We start from the raw sequence: 17,108 nt of genomic DNA, 5'->3' as shown, positions 1-17,108 counted from the left end.
TCCCGCATGGCGGCCGTCGCGGCGCTCGGTGACCGCGAGCCGGACGCCGGTTCTCTCGAGCTCATCACGACGCTGGCCGCGGCGGACGGTGAGCTGGCCGGGGTGGCCAGGCTGGCCGCGTTCGACCTGGGTGCCAGGGAGCGCACCATCGCGCCGCCGATCACGCCGGGCCTGTCGATCGCGCAGTTGTTCCTGCACGCCGATCTGGATCGTGAGCTGACCAGGGCCGGCGCCGGCGACAACGGTGGGATCGCGACGATGCTCGTCCGGCTCGGCGACGCCCTCGCTGCCGAACCCGGGATCTCCCGGGTGCTCACCATGTCCAGGGGCTCGGTGGACGCGGCCATCGACGCGCTCACCGACCCCCAGAGCGGCCACATACTGGCACCCATTCCGTTGATGATGGAGCCGACCGACGCGACGAACGCCTGGCCGGCCTCCGTCGCCGCGGAGCGCGGGATCCGCCGCGCGCTCACCGCGCACGGCAGGGTGGACGTCGTCCACCTCCGGATGGCCGATGTCGGGAGCATGGCGGCGGCAGCGGTGGCCACCGCGCTGGGCATTCCCACCGTGTTCACGCTCGCCCCGGACCCGCACGCCGTGATCCACGCCCTCGACATGACCGGGGCGCTGACCCGCGGCGGGTTCGGCGCGGTGGATACCCGGGAGCACTACTGGTACCGGACCGCACTGGTGAGCCGGCTCGCGACGGGAGCACACCACAGCGCGCTCTTCCCGCGCCCGGAACTTCGCGACCGACTCAGTGACCTGCTGGGTATCGACATCGACACCGAACCGGGTCGCTACACCGTGGTTCCGGAGGGCATCGACGTGTCCGTCAGCGACGCCGCGCGCGCCCGCGTGCTGGACGCAGGCGCACGCCCTCAGGACGCCCATTCCTCGCCGGCGCTGGACGACCTGCGAAACCTGGTCGCAGCCCTGCCGGCGGACCGGCAGGGGCTGCCGCTTGCGCTCAGCGTCGGCAGGTTGCACCGCGTCAAGGGCATGGCGACGGTCGTCGAGGCGTGGGCGTCGGACAAGGAGCTGCGGGAGCGGTGCAACCTGCTGATCGCGGGTGGTGACCTGGAGAACCCGTCATCCGACGAGCGCGGCCAGCTGGCGGCCATCGAAGCGGTCATCGCCCAGAACCTCGAAGCTGCAACAGGTCTCGTCCTCGCCGGGCATCGGCCCAACGGCGTCGTCGCGGAGTGGATGGCCGCGGCCCACCTCGGCCTGCGCGGTGCCGTCGCACCCGGAGGGGTGTACGTCTGCGGCAGCCTCAAGGAGGAGTTTGGGCTGGCGCTGATCGAGGCCCTGGCCGCCGGCCTGGTGGTCGTCGGCCCCGAGGGCGGCGGCCCCGCGACCTATATCGAAGAGGGCGTCACCGGGTTCCTCGTCGACACCCGATCGCCGCACGACGTGGGTGCCGGCATCGGCGCTGCGTTCGATCTGGTCGGCAAGCCCGACGACGGCGAGCGGGTGGCGAGAGCACGGGACCTCGTCGCCGAGCGTTTCACCATCGAGGCGATGGCGCGCACGTTGGTGGGTGTGTACGCCGGTGTGACGGCACCGGTGGCTGGATGATCCGTCGATGACATTGCTCATCATCAGCCCGGATTACGCATCGCACCTGCTCCCGCTGGCGACCCTGGGCACCGCCTGGCGGGACCGGGGCGACCGCGTCGTGGTGGCCAGCGGACCGGCAACGTCGTCCATCACCACCGAGTTCGGCTTCGAGCGCATCGACCTGCGGCTCGGTCGCGGCTCCAATCCCGGCGTGATCCGCGCCGAGGAGCAGGTCACCGGCGAGGACGACGCGCTGCGCGGTTTCTTCGCCGCCACCGAACGAGGAATGGTGCCGACCCTGCTGTACCAGGCCGAGGCGAGGCGCGCAGACCTGCTCTGGGATCCGGTGAACACGGCGCGGCGGGTGCTGGACGTGGTCGATGCCGTCCGGCCCGACCACGTCATCGTCGACCATCTGGCGTTCAGCGCCAGACTCGCCCTGCTGGCCGGCGATGTCCCGCACGCCGACGTCGTCCTCGGCCATCCGACCGCCCTGCCGGTCGGCAACGAGGTGTACGGCTACCCGCCGACCTGGCCTACGGTGTTCGACCCGGACCCGAACGATCTCGGCGTTCTCCTCCGGCGCTGCCAGCAGGTCCGGGACGAATTCACCCGGGAATGGAATGATGCGCTGAAGACGCTTGCGCCCCAGCAGGATCCGTCGGCCGATGCCTTCACGGAGCACTCCGACCTGGTGCTGCTCAATTACCCCGCGGAGCTGCACGACGCGACCCGGACATCGCTGCTTCCCCCGCACGCCTTCCTGGGATCGGCGGTGCGGCAACAACAGCCGGCCGCGGACATCGCCCGGTGGCTGGACGCGGATCCCGGAACACCCGTCGTCTATGTGAGTTTCGGCAGCTTCCTCTCGGTTCGTGCCGATGTCCTGGCACGGGTGGTGTCCGCGCTCCGCGCCCTGCCCGTGCGGGTGGCGCTGGCCGTGGGTTCCGCGGACCGTGGTCTGCTCGGCGATCTGCCGTCGGACTGGCTGGTGCGGGAGTTCCTGCCCCAGGTCGCGCTGCTCGAACGGTCCGCGGTGGCCGTCACACACGGCGGTAACAACAGCGTCACCGAGTCCCTGACCTGCGGCGTGCCGATGCTTGTCCTGCCGTTCTCGACCGATCAGTTCGCCGGGGCGGCGGCAATCGACGACGCCGGCGTCGGGACGTCCCTTGATCCGAACGGCGCGACGGTCGCCGAGCTGACCGCTGCGCTCGAAGGGCTTCTGGACGGCCGGAGTGGCGCCGTGGCGGGGCATCTCGGTGCCGGATTGCGAGCGGAACCCGGCCGGCAGCGCGCCTACGACGCCATGACGGCCGGTGGATCAGGGCGCTGAGCGCTGTGTCAGGGTGGGCGCATGACGACGTGGCGGGTGGACGGGATCCTGTTCGACCTCGATGGGACGCTGGTCGACTCGGCCGGCAGCGTCGAGCGGAGCTGGCGTCAACTGGCGGATCGGATCGGCCGCCCGTGGCCGGAGGTGCAACCGCACATTCACGGGGTCCCGGTCCCGCAGGTGATGGCACTGCTGGAGCCCGACATGCCGGCAGAGCGCATCGAGGAATTGCGCGCGTTCATGGTGGAATCCGAATCCACCGACACCGTCGGCGTTGTCGCCCAGCGCAGCGCGGCAGAACTGCTGACCGCATTGCCGGCTGAACGGGTCGCGATCGTCACCAGCGGCGGCGTACGGCTGGCCACCGCCAGGATCGCCGCGGCGGGGCTCCCGACCCCCGCCGTGTTCGTCACCGCCGATGACGTCGCCATCGGCAAACCCGACCCCGCGCCCTACCTGAGAGGTGCTGAGCTGCTGGGCTTCCCACCTGACCGCTGCCTCGTGGTCGAGGATGCCCCTGCCGGAGTGGCATCGGCCCGGGCAGCGGGCTGCCCAGTGATCGGCGTGCTCACCACGCACGCGGTGCTGGACGCACCGAGCGTGCGATCGCTGGCCGACATCAGCTTCGTCGAGGTCGACGGCGGTATCGAGGTCAGCATTCCTGGCGAGGGCTGAGCACCGCGCGCAACCGATGTGTTCGCCGTGTCCAGCGTCCGCGCGCGCCGAGTTCGACGATCAGCATCGCCGCGATCAGCAGCGCGCCACCGGCCAGTGTGCGCACGGTCCATTCGCTGCCCAGCGCGGCGGCGGTCAGCGCGCCGGCTGCCGGTTCGATGGTCAACACGACGGCGACCCTGGCGGCGCTGAGCCTGGACTGCGCCCAGCTCAGCGCAACCATCGCCGCTGCGGTCGCCAGCACGGCAAGAAAAGCCACTGCGGCCCAAGTGGTGCCGTCCACCGGAAGTCGGGGGAGCATCCCCGTTCCCGTCACCGCGCCACCGACAGCCACCGAGATCAGGGCCATCGCCGCCACGGTGCCGGTCTGGGCGCGGGCCAGAGCCAGCGCGTGTTCCGCCCGTGCCCAGCGCGACAGCAGCACCAGGTGCAGGGCCCACGTCGCGGCGGCCAGCACGGTGAGCAGTTCACCGACGCCGAAGCCCGCACCGCGCAGGCTGAGCAGGCCGAGTCCCGCGGAGGCGACGGCCACCGCGACCCATGTCGACCCACTCGGTCGCTCGGCGAACAACGCCCAGTTGAACAGCGGCGCGAGGACGACCAGGGTGCCGATCAGGAAGCCGGACATCAGCGCGTCGGTGTACGTCATCGCCCAGGCCTGCAGCAGGAATCCCGCCCCCAGCAATGCTCCGAGAACAATCGACCTGCGGCGCATCTCAGATGGCAGGGGAACGGCGGCCCGGCCGGCGAGCGTGAGCACCAGGGTCGCCAGCCCGAACCTCCAGGCAACCAGATCGGCCGCCGGCAGCGCATCGGCGGCGCCGTCGACGACCGAGAAGGACACGCCCCACGTCACGGCGACCGCGATCAGTGCGACGGTCGGAAGGGGGAAGCGGGCCAGGCCCGCCACGGCGAATTCCGGTCGCTGGTCAACCGTCGTCGGGGCAGCCACCGGGCGAGCCGGTGCGGGTCGACTGTCGAACGGGCTGATCATCGCGGGCCTTCGGAGAAGCTGGACACCGGTCGGTCCGGCAGTTCTCTGAAGTGCGGGCGGGGTCCGGTGATACATCACGGCCCGATATCGGACCCGTCACGGGGAATGTTCAGCTGAAAGCGCCGCGCACCAGGCTGATGCCGGAATGCGCCGGGTTCCCGTTCGGCGGCTCGTCGGACACGTCCACCGTGCGGTACTCGTCGGTGCTGATCCCGTTCGGCACCGTGAAGGTCCCGGAGCCGTTGCTCAGCGTGCCCAGCGACACCATCCGGCCGTCGTTGCCGAACAGCCACACCTCGTAGGCGTTGGACGAGGGCGGGAGGTCCGGTGCCTCGACCCGCACCTGCGGGCCCGACGAGGCGACGACCAGTTCGGCCTGCCCGAGCTGACGCTCCTGCTCGCCCTTGAGTGGCCCGTCCAGCACCGGCGTCAGCGGGGCGATCGCCTCGATGGTGACGTCCGACGAGCGGTTCTGCGCGATGACGACCGCTCCGGCGCCGACCGCAATACCGACCACGACGGCCGCCAGTGGAGCGGCCCACCGTGACCACCGCCGCGGCTCCCCGCCGCCGCCGGATCGCCTCGTTGGCTGATCGGTGGTCGCGGGCCCGGCGTTCGGTTCGGTGGGCACAGAGCGCAGTGCCCGACCGTTGCCGTTGCCGTTGCCGTTGTCATTGCCATTGCCCGCCGTCGGAACGGCCGTGGTGGACGTGGTGTCGTCGGTCGAGCCGACGCCCTGCGCCGGCAACCGGCCGGCCGCCGGTTGATCGTCAAGTTCGAGTTCGGCCGCGATCGCCTGCCACACGTGCTCGCCGGGCCGCGGTGCGGTCTCGCCGTAGTTGCTCAGCGGGGCCAGACCGATGGTGGTGCGGAACGCCGCCACCTCGGCCGCGCACTCGTCGCACTCCGCGACATGGGTGTCGACGGCGTCACCGACCGACTCGTCGAGAGCGAGGAGGGCAAGATCGTCACAATCAGGATGTTGCACCGTCCACCTCCCAACGCTTCCGTAGTTGAATCAGGGCCCGCCGGATGTGGCTCTTCACCGTTCCGACGGGGAGTCCGGTGGTCGCGGCAATCTCCGAATGACTCAGATCGCCGTAGAACGCGAGCCGCAGCACCATTCTCTGTTCCGCAGGCAGCCTGTTCAGTTCGTCGCCGACCACGACCCGGTCGACCACCCGGTCCACCGACTTCGTCTCCGTTGGCGGCGGGGCAATGCTCTCGGCGGCGGAGACCACCTTGCGGTCCCTGTCGAGCGAGGCGTACCTGTCGGCGATCAGCCTGCGGGTGATGCCCAGCAGCCATGCACCGAGCGATCCGCGGTCCGGATTGAATCCGTCCCTGCCCTTCCAGGCTCGGACGAAGACCTGCTGGACCAGCTCTTCGGCGTCATGGTGATTCCCGAGCCGGAGCATCCCGACCCGCTGCACCATCCCGCCGTAGCGGTCGAACGCCTGGCGCAGCGCGAGAGAATCCCCGGCGCGGAATCGCTGCACCCACTCGTCGTCCGCCGTCTGCTCGGGCGAGAGGCCCGACGGCGGCGTTGAGGGACTGGACACCTGAGCAGAGTAGGTCATCCACTGATCGGCACTGCAGTGATGGCAATGTTGTCGTCATATCCGAGCGTCGACTCGTTGAACGAACCGCCGCAGGTGATGAGAACCAGACGCGACTTGCCACCCCGATCGAAGAGCCGATCGAGGGGGACCTGGTCCTTGGGCCATTCCTCCCGCGAGACCACCGAGAACTCCCTCCTGACGCCTTTCTCGTCCGACACCCGGACGACATCGCCCGGGTTCAGATCGCCGAGCCGGCCGAAGACTCCGACGCCCTGCTGGTAGTCGTCGACATGGCCGGTCAGCACCGACGACCCGGCTGCTGCGCCGGGCGCCGGACCGAACCGGTACCAGCCCACCTCGCCGACATTCTTCGGAATCTCCATCACGCCCTCGCTGTCCACCCCGGCCGGGATGACCGGAGCCTGGACACCCAGCGTCGGGAGTTCGATACGGACCGGTGGAGCAGGTGGTGCGGGCGCCGGGGCGGCCTTGGGAGCGGGCTTCTTCGGTGCCGCACCGGTGGTGGCCGGCTTCGGTGAACTCTTCGGTGAACTCTTCGGTGCTGAACTCTTCGGTGCTGGACTCTGAGGTGCAGTGGTGGTCGCGGCCGAACTTCTCTCGGGGGCTGAACTCTGAGGCGCGAACGTGGGTGCGGGTGCTTCCGTCGTTGCCGGGGAAAAGGTTGAGGCCAGCTCGGCGGCCGCCGCGGCGTTCACCGAGGTGACCGTCTGGCCGGCAGGCTCCGGTTGGGCCACCCACCACACGGCGGGCGCCGCGAACATCAGGGAGAGCCCCGCCGCCAGGCCGGTGGCAGCCTGGCGACGGGACATCTTGGTGCGCACGGTCGCGCGTCCGGACGGCTCGGTCAGACCGAGCGATCCATGTACAGGCGCCGTCCGCCGACGACCGCGGCAGCCATACCCAGGGTCAGCATGACGACCAGGGCGATGGTGGCAGCGGGGCTGTCGGCCGGGCCCGTACCGGCGGGCACGCCACCCGGTGCGGAGTGCAGACCGGTGACGGTGAAGCTGACCAGGGCCAGCGTGCCGTCCTCGGCGCTACCGACGGCATGCACGAACGTCGCGCTGCCCTCGGCCAGATCCAGCGTTGCCGGGCCGATGGCCACGGTGTCGGTGCCGGCGAGGACGACATCCGCCTCGACGGTGCCGGCCGGGATGTTCAGCACGCCTTCCTGCGGGTTGGTGACACCGGCGAGAACGACGGCGCCTCCGGCCCGGACATCCACCGCGGGAGCGGCGGCATCATGGCGAACGACGATCCGGGTCTGGCCGGCCGAGATGGTCGAGACGTCGTTGACGTACGGCGTCACGGTCGGGGTTCCGTCGGCGGTCAGGTGCGCGACGATCGTGTAACTGGTGCCGGCATCCACCGTGGCGGAGGCCTCCAACACCGGTGACGACGCGTCCGCTGCGTCGGCGGCGGTGATCGCAATGTCGTAGGTACCGGCCGGCAGGTCCAGCGGACCCGCGACGGTCTCCGGCTCGAAGTCGTCGAGCGTCAGTGCGCCGTTGACGTACACGTCGACCGGAAGGTCCGGGATGCCGTGGACCACGTACACCGTGCCGGTGTCCGCGGCTGATGCCGGCAGTGCGCCGAACAGGGTCGCTGCCACTGCGAGCGAACCTGCCGCCGTCGCGGCAATGAGACGCCTCATGTAAATCCTCCTCGTGCTGGGGGGTGGAGTGCTGTCGAGGAGAGTTACCGCGGCGGGATGCGTATTGGATGCAGCGGTGTCGGATTCAGCAACTGACGCGAATGTCAATACGCCCCGGGATCACGGAGCGCGAACTCGCATGCGCGCGCATCGGTAGGGTCAATCGTCGACCCCGCGTGCGATGAGGGCATCGCCCATCGCGTCGGCCGACCGCAACGCCCTGACGACCGCGGGGGCAGCAAGAGCCCTGAGCGAGAACCCAGCACCGCGAGCCTTTCTCGCCTCGGCCACCTCGTGGACGATGCCGACCATCAGCGGGATGCACCTGATCGTCAGGGCGAGCAGCAGTCCGGCGCGGTCCGCATCCACCCATCTGCGAAAAGGTCGTAACAGTTTTCCGAAAACGTCGAGCATTGAGGTGACCCTGGTGGTCAGGGTGACCACCGCGGCAATTGCGACCGTCAACAACAGGCTGCCGCAGACCATCACGGCGCGTTCCCAGCCGGCGAATATGACCTGGAAGACCGCAACCATCAGGATGAACCACCGCATCGGCCACAATTGCGCGACTGCCACGCGGGGCGGAATTCGGGCAAGCAGGAAAATGCCGGCCACCACCGCGGCCGCCACCGCGAGTTGCCACGGCGCGCTCAGCAGCAGGATTGCGGTGATCCCGACCAGCAGCAGGAGCAGTTTCCAGCCGGCCGAGATGCGGTGCAGGATCGACGATCCCGGCTGGTACAGACCCAACGTTGTCACGTCAGCAGCCCGGTATAGGTGTCCAGCGCGGCGGCGGGCGATCCGTCGGCCACGACCCGCCCGCCCTCGAGGACGACGACACGGTCGAAGCCGTTGAGGAGGTGGAGATGGTGCGTCACCAGGATGACCTGCTGGGAAAGGCCGGCCAGCAATTCGTTCACCATTCGTGCGTTGCGCAGGTCGAGCAGTGTCGTCGGTTCGTCGGCCACCACGACATCCGGCTCGGTGATCAGCACGGCGGCGAGTGCGAGCAGTTGTTTCTGGCCACCCGAGAGCAGGTGGGTCGGATGATCGGCGTGGCCGTCGAGATCGAAGCGTCTGAGAGTTGCCGTCACCCGCGCCTGCACTTCCGCGGTGGGCAGCTTGGACCGACGCAGGGAGAAGGCGACGTCCTCGGCGACGGTCGGCATCACGATCTGGTTGTCCGGGTCGGTGAAGACGAAACCCACGCGGCGCCGGACCTCCCGCCCCTTCGCGCTGGTGTCCAGGCCGTCGAGCGTGACGGTGCCGGCCGTGGGCCGGATCAGACCGTTGATCATCCGCGCCAGGGTCGACTTGCCGGAGCCGTTCGCGCCGACGATGCCCACCCGCGCCTCGGTGAGCGTCAAGTCGATGCTCTCGAGCACGGATCGATCGCCAAAACGGTGCTGAACGCCGGTGAACCGGATCTCCGCCACGGTCAACGCCCCGGATGTTCGAGCAGGATGGCCAGCCCCTGGCCGCCGCCGATCGCGCAGGTGGCCAGACCGAGGTCAGAATCCGCCAGCCGCGCCGCGAGCCGCAGCAGCAGCAGGGTTCCGGACGCGCCCCATGGATGGCCCAGCCCGATGGCGCCGCCCTGCGAGCACACCCGCGACTCGTCCAGATTCAGGTCGTCGATCGCGGCCAGCACCACGGACGCGAACGCCTCGGTGATCTCGACGGCGCCGATGTCGGACAGCCTGATGCCCCGGTCGGTCACCGCCGGTCGATCCAGCAGCCGGCGGACCGCGGCCACCGGGCCGAGACCGGGAAGGTCCGAACGGTCCGCCCCGACGGCGGTGGCGACGATCCGGAGGTAGGGCAGCCCGCCCGCCCGAGCGCTCTGCTCGGTGCACACCGCGACGGCGGCGGCGCCGTCGGAGATGCCGCAGGAGTTGCCGGCGGTCGCCGTGCCGTCTGGTCCGAAGGCCGGCCGCAGCCGTCCCAACCGGGTCGCATCCAGGCCGGGCCGTGGTCTCTCATCCCGTGTGATGCCCTGTACGGCAACGATTTCCGCGTCGTACCGGCCCGCGCACTGGGCCGCGATCGTCAACGCATGCGACCTCGCGGCGTACTCGTCCTGCCGTGCCCGGGAAATGCCGCGCAGCCGCGCCAGGGTGTCGGCGGCCTCGCCCATACCGGGATCGGGATACCCGCGGGGGGCGAACGGCGCGCGGGTGTAGCGAACCGGGTCGGCACCCGGCTCCGGCGGCCAGAACCGCCACGGTGCGGTGCTGGCGGACTCGGCCCCGCCGGCGAGGACCAGTTCCGCGTCGCCGGCCCGCACCTGCGCGGCCGCCTGCAGGACCGCCTCCAGCCCGGATCCGCATTGCCTGTCGACCGTCACGCCCGGCACGCGATCGCCGAGACCGGCGGCCAGGGCGGCGACCCGGGCGATGTTGCCGCCGGGACCGAGACAGTTGCCCACGATGACGTCGTCCACCGGCAGGTCCGTCGCCGCCACGTGCCCGGCAACCGACGCCAGGACCGGAGCCATCAGGTCGATGACGTCACAACCCGCGAAGGCGTGCCCCGCGGTGCCGACGGCGGTGCGGCGTCCGCCGACCAGCACGGGGCCGCGCGGGTCGAACCGGGGACGCGTCACGGACACCTACGGTAGTGGCCGCAGGCCCGGGACTTCCTCCGGCGGGGAGTGCGCACCGCAGGATCCGTCCCTGGCCCACCGCGCCGCGGCCAGCGCCACCGGGTGGCGGGCGATCTTGCCGCTCGGTGTGCGGGGCAGCCGGTCCGCGACCAACCATCGACGGGGCAGCGAGTGTCCCTTCAGAAGGGCACGTGCCGCGTCGCGGATCCCGGTGAGATCGGCCCCGGGGCGGGGTTCGACCACCGCGGTGAGGACCTCGCCGAGCGTGGCGTGCGGGACGCCGACGACGGCGACCGCGGACACCTGCGGCAGCGATCCCAGCGCCCGCTCGACATCCTCGGCGAGCACGGTGGCGCCACCGGTGGTGACGGCGGAGTCGCCGCGTCCCCGGATCAGCAGGCCGCCGCCCGGCAGCGGGTCGGCCAGGTCGCCGACGGTGGCGAAACCGTCGTCGTCCCGGCGGAGGGGACCGCTCCGCCCCTTGGGGTACCCGGTCGACAGGTACGGCGAGCGGACCCACAACGTTCCGTTCCGGATCTGCACCTCGGCGCCGGGAAACGGCGTCAGCGGCTCCGGGTACCGGCGGGCGGCGACGAAGGACAGCTCGGCCGCCCCGTAATACTCGATCAGCGTCATCCCGCGGGCGACGGCCTGCTCGGCCAGGCGATCGGGCAGGACCGCACCGGCGACCACCACCGTCCGCAGCGGCGCGTCGACGGGCAGTTCGGAGAGCAGACCCGCGAGTCTGGCGGGCACCGCGTGCGTCACGGTCGCGTCCTGCTGTCGGTCGGTGATCTCCGCGCCGACCGACAGGGCGTGCACGGCGGCGAACAGATGGAGCGTCGCGTGCAGCGGGCCGGTCAGCAGCACCCGGTCATCGGGGCCGATCCCGGTGAGCAGGCCGAACGGTGCGAACGACCATGTCCAGGACGCCGCGGTTCGCAGCACCGGGCGCGGTGCGCCGGACGTGCCGGACGTCACGGCGATCAGAAAGGTCCCATCCGGGACGACGTGCACCTGCGGGATCACACCCGCCGGGTCGGCGATCAGTACGGCCCGTCCCGCGAACGCCGCGGCGAACACCAGAGCCAGGCAGTCGATGACCGGCAGGCCGGTCGCCGAAACCGGTCCGTCGCGGTCGGCGATAAGCTGACGTTGCGCCGCGATGAGTTCGGCCAGCGCCCCGTAGGTCACGGCCACGCCGTCCGCGGTGATGGCACGGCGGTCGCCAGCTCCGCCCAGTCGCAACCCGGGTGGCTCCGCCGATGTCGCCGGTGTCACGGGGTCGGCCCTGGACAGGGTGCGCGGTGGGTCAGTTCGACACCTTCTGCGCCGGCGGCGCCGGAGGACTGGCGGCGGAGGTGGGCACGATCAACCCGGGGATCGCCCGGTGAACCTGCTTGACGATGACGGCTGCGACCACTGCCTTGAGGACGTCACCGGGCAGGAAGGTCAGCATGCTGCTGAACGCCGGACCCCAGCCGCCGGTCCGGACAGCGGACCACGGCACCCCGAACAGGTAGATCACCAGCACTCCGCCGACGAGGTTCACCAGGATCCCCTGCCACAGCGGGTACTTCGGGAGGATCCGCGCGGTGAGCAACCCGATGACGACGACGCCGGCGAGGAACCCGACCAGGTAGCCGGCTGACGCCCCGGCCCAGACGCCGATCCCGCCGCGGCCACCGGCGAGCAGCGGCAAGCCGGCCGTGGTCAACACCAGGAAGGTCGCCACCGCCAGGAAACCCTTGCGTGCGCCGAGGATGCCGCCGGTCAGCATGACGCCGAAGGTCTGCAGAGTGATCGGCACGGCGGAGGTTCCGATGGTGATGGTGCCGGGCAGGCCCAGAGCCGCGATGAGCGCCGCGAAGATGGCGATCTGCGCAAGATCCCTGGCGGTGTTCCGTCGTTGCGCCACGGGGATGCTCCTCTGCCGGTGGGGTGTCACGGCTCTGCCGCCGGCGCGGAGAATGCCGATGTCGTACGGGAGCATAGGGGACCAGGGCCCTCCGGTCGCTTCCTGGACCGGGAGCCCGGGTGCGGGCGCGACCCGGCGCAGTCGATAAGGTGACTCGACCGCAGAAGTCGCCCACCGGCGGCGCCGGTCGACCATCACCAGGAGGCCCCTCGCGTGTCGACAACCATGCACGCCGGTCGGGCGCTGATCGTTTCGATCACCGACCACACCCTGCACGGCGAGGACGACGGCGGCGCGGGAGCGCTGGTCACCGAGTTGCTCGCGGAGGCCGGGTTCGTGGTGGACGGCTCGGTTGCGGTGCCCTCGGACGAGGTCGCGATCCGCACGGCGCTCAACACCGCCGTCATCGGCGGCGTCGACCTCGTGGTCACGGTGGGCGGCACCGGGGTCTCGCCCCGCGATGTGACGCCTGACGTGACCGCGGAGGTCATCGACCGTGAGCTGCCGGGTATCGCGCAGGCACTGCGCTGGTCCGGGATGGCGGCCGGGGTGATGGACGCGATCGTCTCCCGCGGGATGGTCGGCGTCTCCGGGTCGACACTGGTCGCCAACCTCGCGGGTTCACGGGCCGCGATCCGCGACGGGATGGCCACCCTCAACCCGTTGGCCATCCATGTGATCGAGCAGCTGTCAGACCCCGGCGTCTGACCACGCTGGAGCGGCGGCCGTGACCGGAGAAGTCCCCGACCAACCGTCCGGGCGGGTGCCGGCGGATCGGCGCACGCTGGACGAGGTGTTCGGCGACGTCCTACCGGACGTCACCCAGGACGAGATGGACGACCGGCCCGACCGCGGGGCCGGCGACACCGACCTCGAGCGCTGGTACCGGGAGAACCGCCCGCCGCATCACGGCTGAGCGGTGCCTGATCATTCGCTGTGGCGTTGCGGATCCCGCGAGCCGTTGGCGGCGGTCAACTGCTGCTCGTTGCCGTCCCGGAGCAGGTCGCGGATCTGCACCAGCAGGTCGACCTCGGTCGGGTCCGCCTTCACCGGCTGCTTCCGACGGGACGCGATGTCGAGCATCTTCTTCATCGGCGCGACGAAGACGAAGTAGACCACCAGCGCGGTGATCAGGAAGGTGATCACGGCGCCCAGCATCGCGCTGATGTTCACATAGGAATCGGGCTTCGCCGGGTTGATGTAGAAACCGATCGAGCCGGTGTCGACCCCGCCGAACGCGTTCAGCACCGGCTGGATGAGGTTGCTGGTGACGGCGCCCACCAGTGCCGTGAAGGCGGCGCCGACCACCACCGCTACCGCGAGGTCGATCACGTTGCCGCGAAGGATGAAGTCCCGGAAACCCTTGATCATCGACTCTCCCTGATGTCGTAACGCGGCGAAGTTAGCCGTTCCATATTGCGATCAGGTGAACCGGAGCGCAATGGTACCAACGACTGTCGCTGCGACAAGCGCATTCGCAGACTCGACGGGGACCGACACCACGATAGGCGGGGATTCGTTCCCCCTCTCGGTGGGTCGACCTGCCACCAACACCACCGCGTCCGGGGCCAGCACCACGGCCGTGCCGTCCTCGTCGACCGACAGCACGGCGACATGCATGCCGGCGCTGAGCAGCGCGACGATCGCCGCGTCGGCCGGCCGGATCGGGACGGCGATCCGCCCCGGTCCGGGTGCCGGGCCAGGGACTTCTGCCAGCCGGGCATCGGTCAGGATCTCGCCGCGTCGAACCGCTGTGGCCAGCACCCGGCCGACAGCCTGTTCAGGATCCCGCACCACCCCGTCAGGGACGCGGACCGCGTTGATGACCTGGAGGTCCGAACGCTGCAGGCGGGTACCGATCGGCAGGTCGGCGGCGACCCCGATCACCCGCTCACCTGTCTCGGCGCCGGTCGGTGTCACGGCAAGGACGCCTGCGACCACCACCAGGGCGGCGGCCGCGACACGGCGAAGGGTCCGCGGCAGCCGCCCGCCGCGACGCCGGTCGGCGAGCCACTGCCGGAGCCGCTCGTGCGGCAACGCCTGCAATCCCGTCCGCGCACGCGGGAAACGCTTCCGTTCCGATCTCCACCACTGCCGCATGAACCGACGCTAGGGACCGCTCACCATTGAAGTCGTTGCGCGGCGCGAATTGTGGACAGCCGCGCGGCATGTGCACAACTCCCGGTCAGGCCGCCGGCGCCACCCTGAGGATCAGGTCGTCACCGTCGCGGACATCGCCGCGGCCGTCGGTGTTCGAGGTGGTCACCCACAGGCTTCCGTCGGGCGCGACCTGCACCGTGCGGAGTCGCCCGTAGTCGCCGGACAGATGCGCGATGGGTTCGCCCGTTGCCGGTCCGTCGGGCGATTCCTCGATCGGGATCTGCCACAACTGCTGACCGCGGAGGCCGGCCATCCAGATCGAGCCCTCCCAGAACGCGATGCCGCTCGGGGAGGCCTCATCGGTCGACCAGACCCGCTGCGGGTCGATGAAACCGTCCTGACCACCCTGACCCTCCACGATCGGCCACCCGTAGTTGCCGCCCGCGGTGATGACATTGAGCTCGTCCCAGGTGTTCTGGCCGAACTCGGCGGCCCACAGCTGTCCGGTGTCGTCGAACGCCAGGCCCTGTACGTTCCGATGACCCAGGGAGTACTGCGGTCCGGAGCCAGGGTTGCCCGGAGCCGGCTCCAGATCGGGCGTGAGCCGCAGGATCTTGCCGCCGAGCGAGTCGGCGCTCTGCGCGTTCTCCCGGTCGCCGGCGTCACCGGTGCCGACGTAGAGCAGCCCGTCCGGTCCGAACATCATCCGGCCGCCGTTGTGGATGCCGCCGCTGGGTATACCGGCAAGTCCGGCCTGCTGATCGGTCAGCTCACCGTCCCGCATGGTCACGGTGTCGATGTGATTGCCGTCCTCCGCCGTGTAATAGACATAGAGCCGGTTGTCGGACGAGAAGTCCGGGGAGACAGCCAATCCGAGCAGCCCGCCTTCGCCGCCGTGGGCGACATTGGCCACGGTGCCGATCGGGCTGACCGTGCCGTCCGCGGCCACCGAGCTGATCGTCGCGTCGTCGCGGCCGGTGATCAGCGCGGTTCCGTCCGGCAGGAACCCGAGACCCCACGGCACCGCCAGGCCGGTGGCGACGGTGGTCACCGCGAAACCCCGCTGGCCGGTGGGCGCCACTGCTGACGTGGGCGCCCGGGAGGTCGGAGCCGCGGAGGTCCCCGCCTGGGAGGTCCCCGCCTCGGAAATCCCCGTTCCCGAGGTTGTCACTGCCGAAGACGCCGGCTGACTGGTCGGCACCCCGATGGTGGTGGCTGTCGGACCGGCAGCGGGTTGCCCGGAACAACTTGCGAGGAGCAGCAGTGTTGCCGCGAGCGGGCCGATCCGGACAGCGGCCGAGCGGAACTGAGTTCGGTGCGGACGGGGAGTGGCTGTCACCCGATCCAGTATTGCGGAGCCGTTCACCGACGGAGGTCGGGCGAACGGCGGGGCCTCAGCCGGCGGCGGCCTTGGTCGGGCTGGACGAACCGCTGCCGGACGAACCGCTGCTCGACGAACCGGACCCGCCGGACGACGAACCGCCGGACGAAGAGGAACTGGATCCCGCCGAATCCGACGACTTCTCGGAACCGCTCTTGGCCGCTGCCGCGTCGCTCTTGGCGCCCGTCTTCTCGGCTGCCTTGTCACCGGAGACCTTGGCGGCACCCTTCTTGGCGCCCTCCCTGGAATCGGTGCGGTAGAAACCGCTGCCCTTGAAGACGACTCCGACGGACCCGTAGACCTTGCGCAGCTGACCGCTGCAGACCGGGCAGGTGGTGAGGGAATCGTCGGTGAAGGACTGAACGGCCTCGAAGCGGTGGCCGCATTCGGTGCACGCGTACTGATAGGTGGGCACGGGGTCCTCCGGGTGGCGGCCGGGTCGCGACGACGCGACGGAGGCCGGGTGGTGGGTACTGCAGTTTGGGCGCTGGCACTCGAGCGCTCGGACTGCCAGATTCGATGATGCTCCCGAACTGGCTGAGCGCGCAAATAACCGGGCCGTTGGCCGCTCAGCGCAACAGCCGCACACCCTCGCCGGGGGTGACGACCGCGGTGACCGGCTGATCGAAGGCGTCGTGGGGGAGGGTGTCGACGAATTCCCCGTCGAAGAGCACCGCGATCAGCGCGGTCCGGTCGGCCGGAACGGTTCCGCGCGGGTTCCGCTCGGAGCGCAGCCGGTGGCGCAGCGCGAGGGTGCGGTCGTAGTGTCCGCCGCCCCGGCCGAGACGGTGGCCGGCCCTGTCGACCGCCAACGCGGGAACCAGCACCGCGTCGGCGTCGGTGATCGCGCCGGATCCGAGTCGTTCGCCTGTCGGTTCGAGGATCCCGAAAGACCCAGGACTGACCGGCCCCGGGTACTCGCACCAGTCCAGTGGCAGCGGCCCGAGGGTGACCGGCACCAGGACGCGGCAGGTCTCTGCGAGCCGGTCCAGAAGTTCCCGGGCCAGCGGCTCGGTGGGCAGCGGCAGATAGCAGGCGACGCACGACAGGCCTTGCACGGCGACCAGCAGGTGCTCGGCGTTCGCCGCCCTGGCGCGCCGCCGTTCAGCCTCGCCACGGGATCGGCGGGACTCGATCAGCGCAGCGCGCAACCGATCCTTCTGCGCGCCGATCGGCGGGTCCGCTGGTTGCACGCTCCACACGCTAGGCCAGCCCGGGACCGGTGTCGGCGGGGATGGCGGGTGGTCAGGCACTACGGTTGGTGACCATGAACGCCCCTGTCGTCCCCCCGCCGGC

At 70.4% G+C, this 17,108-nt stretch carries 20 protein-coding genes; 5 read left to right on the top strand and 15 right to left on the bottom strand.

Annotated features, from left to right (window positions below; all coding sequences use genetic code 11):
* The 3 genes from ACVBEQ_RS25885 to ACVBEQ_RS25875 all read left to right on the top strand — a co-directional run.
* Positions 1-1,584, top strand: a 1,584-nt coding sequence (locus ACVBEQ_RS25885; protein WP_447156314.1) for a glycosyltransferase, incomplete at its 5' end; no start/stop codon positions are given.
* A 7-nt stretch (positions 1,585-1,591) separates the two neighbouring features.
* The gene (locus ACVBEQ_RS25880) at positions 1,592-2,902 is read left to right on the top strand and encodes a nucleotide disphospho-sugar-binding domain-containing protein (RefSeq protein WP_447156313.1); all 1,311 of its coding nucleotides are present in this window, start codon (positions 1,592-1,594) and stop codon (positions 2,900-2,902) included.
* A 21-nt stretch (positions 2,903-2,923) separates the two neighbouring features.
* Complete coding sequence (locus ACVBEQ_RS25875; RefSeq protein WP_447156312.1) at positions 2,924-3,577, top strand: HAD-IA family hydrolase; 654 nt, start codon at positions 2,924-2,926, stop codon at positions 3,575-3,577.
* Here the strand turns inward: ACVBEQ_RS25875 and ACVBEQ_RS25870 are convergent.
* From ACVBEQ_RS25870 to ACVBEQ_RS25825, 10 genes are all read right to left on the bottom strand, one after another.
* Positions 3,555-4,529, bottom strand: coding sequence for a DMT family transporter (locus tag ACVBEQ_RS25870; protein ID WP_447156311.1), 975 nt, complete (start codon positions 4,527-4,529; stop codon positions 3,555-3,557). The two genes, ACVBEQ_RS25875 and ACVBEQ_RS25870, sit on opposite strands and share 23 nt — an antisense overlap.
* A gap of 151 nt (positions 4,530-4,680) precedes the next feature.
* The gene (locus ACVBEQ_RS25865) at positions 4,681-5,559 is read right to left on the bottom strand and encodes an anti-sigma factor (protein WP_447156310.1); all 879 of its coding nucleotides are present in this window, start codon (positions 5,557-5,559) and stop codon (positions 4,681-4,683) included.
* Complete coding sequence (locus ACVBEQ_RS25860) at positions 5,546-6,133, bottom strand: RNA polymerase sigma factor (protein WP_447156309.1); 588 nt, start codon at positions 6,131-6,133, stop codon at positions 5,546-5,548. The genes ACVBEQ_RS25865 and ACVBEQ_RS25860 overlap by 14 nt, the downstream gene beginning before the upstream one ends.
* A gap of 14 nt (positions 6,134-6,147) precedes the next feature.
* Positions 6,148-6,975 (bottom strand): class F sortase, encoded by an 828-nt coding sequence (locus ACVBEQ_RS25855; protein ID WP_447156308.1) that lies wholly within the window; start codon positions 6,973-6,975, stop codon positions 6,148-6,150.
* 23 nt (positions 6,976-6,998) lie between these two features.
* Positions 6,999-7,808: a DUF4397 domain-containing protein gene (locus ACVBEQ_RS25850; RefSeq protein WP_447156307.1), complete on the bottom strand. Its 810-nt coding sequence runs from the start codon at positions 7,806-7,808 to the stop codon at positions 6,999-7,001.
* 159 nt (positions 7,809-7,967) lie between these two features.
* Positions 7,968-8,567: an energy-coupling factor transporter transmembrane component T family protein gene (locus ACVBEQ_RS25845; protein WP_447156306.1), complete on the bottom strand. Its 600-nt coding sequence runs from the start codon at positions 8,565-8,567 to the stop codon at positions 7,968-7,970.
* Positions 8,564-9,244 carry an energy-coupling factor ABC transporter ATP-binding protein gene (locus tag ACVBEQ_RS25840; protein ID WP_447156316.1) on the bottom strand — a complete coding sequence of 227 codons (681 nt, stop codon included), beginning with the start codon at positions 9,242-9,244 and terminating at the stop codon, positions 8,564-8,566. The genes ACVBEQ_RS25845 and ACVBEQ_RS25840 overlap by 4 nt, the downstream gene beginning before the upstream one ends.
* A 2-nt stretch (positions 9,245-9,246) precedes the next feature.
* On the bottom strand, positions 9,247-10,413 hold the full coding sequence (locus tag ACVBEQ_RS25835) for a thiolase family protein (RefSeq protein ID WP_447156305.1): 1,167 nt from the start codon (positions 10,411-10,413) through the stop codon (positions 9,247-9,249).
* Positions 10,414-10,419: 6 nt separating this feature from the next.
* Positions 10,420-11,694 carry an AMP-binding enzyme gene (locus ACVBEQ_RS25830; RefSeq protein ID WP_447156304.1) on the bottom strand — a complete coding sequence of 425 codons (1,275 nt, stop codon included), beginning with the start codon at positions 11,692-11,694 and terminating at the stop codon, positions 10,420-10,422.
* A gap of 31 nt (positions 11,695-11,725) precedes the next feature.
* Positions 11,726-12,331, bottom strand: coding sequence for a biotin transporter BioY (locus ACVBEQ_RS25825; protein ID WP_447156303.1), 606 nt, complete (start codon positions 12,329-12,331; stop codon positions 11,726-11,728).
* 225 nt (positions 12,332-12,556) lie between these two features.
* On the opposite strand from ACVBEQ_RS25825, the gene ACVBEQ_RS25820 reads away from it, so the two are divergent.
* Together ACVBEQ_RS25820 and ACVBEQ_RS25815 are read left to right on the top strand one after the other, a co-directional pair.
* The gene (locus tag ACVBEQ_RS25820) at positions 12,557-13,039 is read left to right on the top strand and encodes a MogA/MoaB family molybdenum cofactor biosynthesis protein (RefSeq protein WP_447156315.1); all 483 of its coding nucleotides are present in this window, start codon (positions 12,557-12,559) and stop codon (positions 13,037-13,039) included.
* Positions 13,040-13,058: 19 nt separating this feature from the next.
* Positions 13,059-13,247, top strand: a complete 189-nt coding sequence (locus ACVBEQ_RS25815) for a hypothetical protein (protein ID WP_447156302.1) — start codon at positions 13,059-13,061, stop codon at positions 13,245-13,247.
* A gap of 11 nt (positions 13,248-13,258) precedes the next feature.
* Here the strand turns inward: ACVBEQ_RS25815 and mscL are convergent, their stop codons facing one another.
* The 5 genes from mscL to ACVBEQ_RS25790 form a co-directional block, all read right to left on the bottom strand.
* A complete protein-coding gene (gene mscL, locus ACVBEQ_RS25810) occupies positions 13,259-13,702 on the bottom strand; it encodes a large conductance mechanosensitive channel protein MscL (protein WP_447156301.1) in 444 nt (147 codons plus the stop codon).
* Positions 13,703-13,753: 51 nt separating this feature from the next.
* On the bottom strand, positions 13,754-14,431 hold the full coding sequence (locus ACVBEQ_RS25805; protein ID WP_447156300.1) for an SAF domain-containing protein: 678 nt from the start codon (positions 14,429-14,431) through the stop codon (positions 13,754-13,756).
* An 85-nt stretch (positions 14,432-14,516) separates the two neighbouring features.
* Positions 14,517-15,482, bottom strand: a complete 966-nt coding sequence (locus tag ACVBEQ_RS25800) for a PQQ-dependent sugar dehydrogenase (protein ID WP_447156299.1) — start codon at positions 15,480-15,482, stop codon at positions 14,517-14,519.
* Positions 15,483-15,825: 343 nt separating this feature from the next.
* Positions 15,826-16,227, bottom strand: coding sequence for an FmdB family zinc ribbon protein (locus tag ACVBEQ_RS25795; RefSeq protein ID WP_447156298.1), 402 nt, complete (start codon positions 16,225-16,227; stop codon positions 15,826-15,828).
* Positions 16,228-16,381: 154 nt separating this feature from the next.
* Positions 16,382-17,005, bottom strand: a complete 624-nt coding sequence (locus tag ACVBEQ_RS25790) for a 5-formyltetrahydrofolate cyclo-ligase (protein WP_447156297.1) — start codon at positions 17,003-17,005, stop codon at positions 16,382-16,384.
* Between the last annotated feature and the right edge of the window lie 103 nt (positions 17,006-17,108).

The sequence above is a fragment of the Nakamurella sp. GG22 genome (genome assembly GCF_052976845.2).
The sequence above is the reverse complement of the archived record's forward strand: the minus strand, read 5'-3'. Positions and strand labels throughout refer to the sequence as shown.

Bases quoted from the DNA above. Each gene is read 5' to 3' on its own strand.
- ACVBEQ_RS25880 (WP_447156313.1), top strand. From the start codon at position 1,592: ATGACATTGCTCATCATCAGCCCGGATTACGCATCGCACCTGCTCCCG.
- ACVBEQ_RS25875 (WP_447156312.1), top strand. From the start codon at position 2,924: ATGACGACGTGGCGGGTGGACGGGATCCTGTTCGACCTCGATGGGACG.
- ACVBEQ_RS25850 (WP_447156307.1), bottom strand. From the start codon at position 7,808: ATGAGGCGTCTCATTGCCGCGACGGCGGCAGGTTCGCTCGCAGTGGCA.
- ACVBEQ_RS25820 (WP_447156315.1), top strand. From the start codon at position 12,557: ATGCACGCCGGTCGGGCGCTGATCGTTTCGATCACCGACCACACCCTG.
- mscL (WP_447156301.1), bottom strand. From the start codon at position 13,702: ATGATCAAGGGTTTCCGGGACTTCATCCTTCGCGGCAACGTGATCGAC.
- ACVBEQ_RS25805 (WP_447156300.1), bottom strand. From the start codon at position 14,431: ATGCGGCAGTGGTGGAGATCGGAACGGAAGCGTTTCCCGCGTGCGCGG.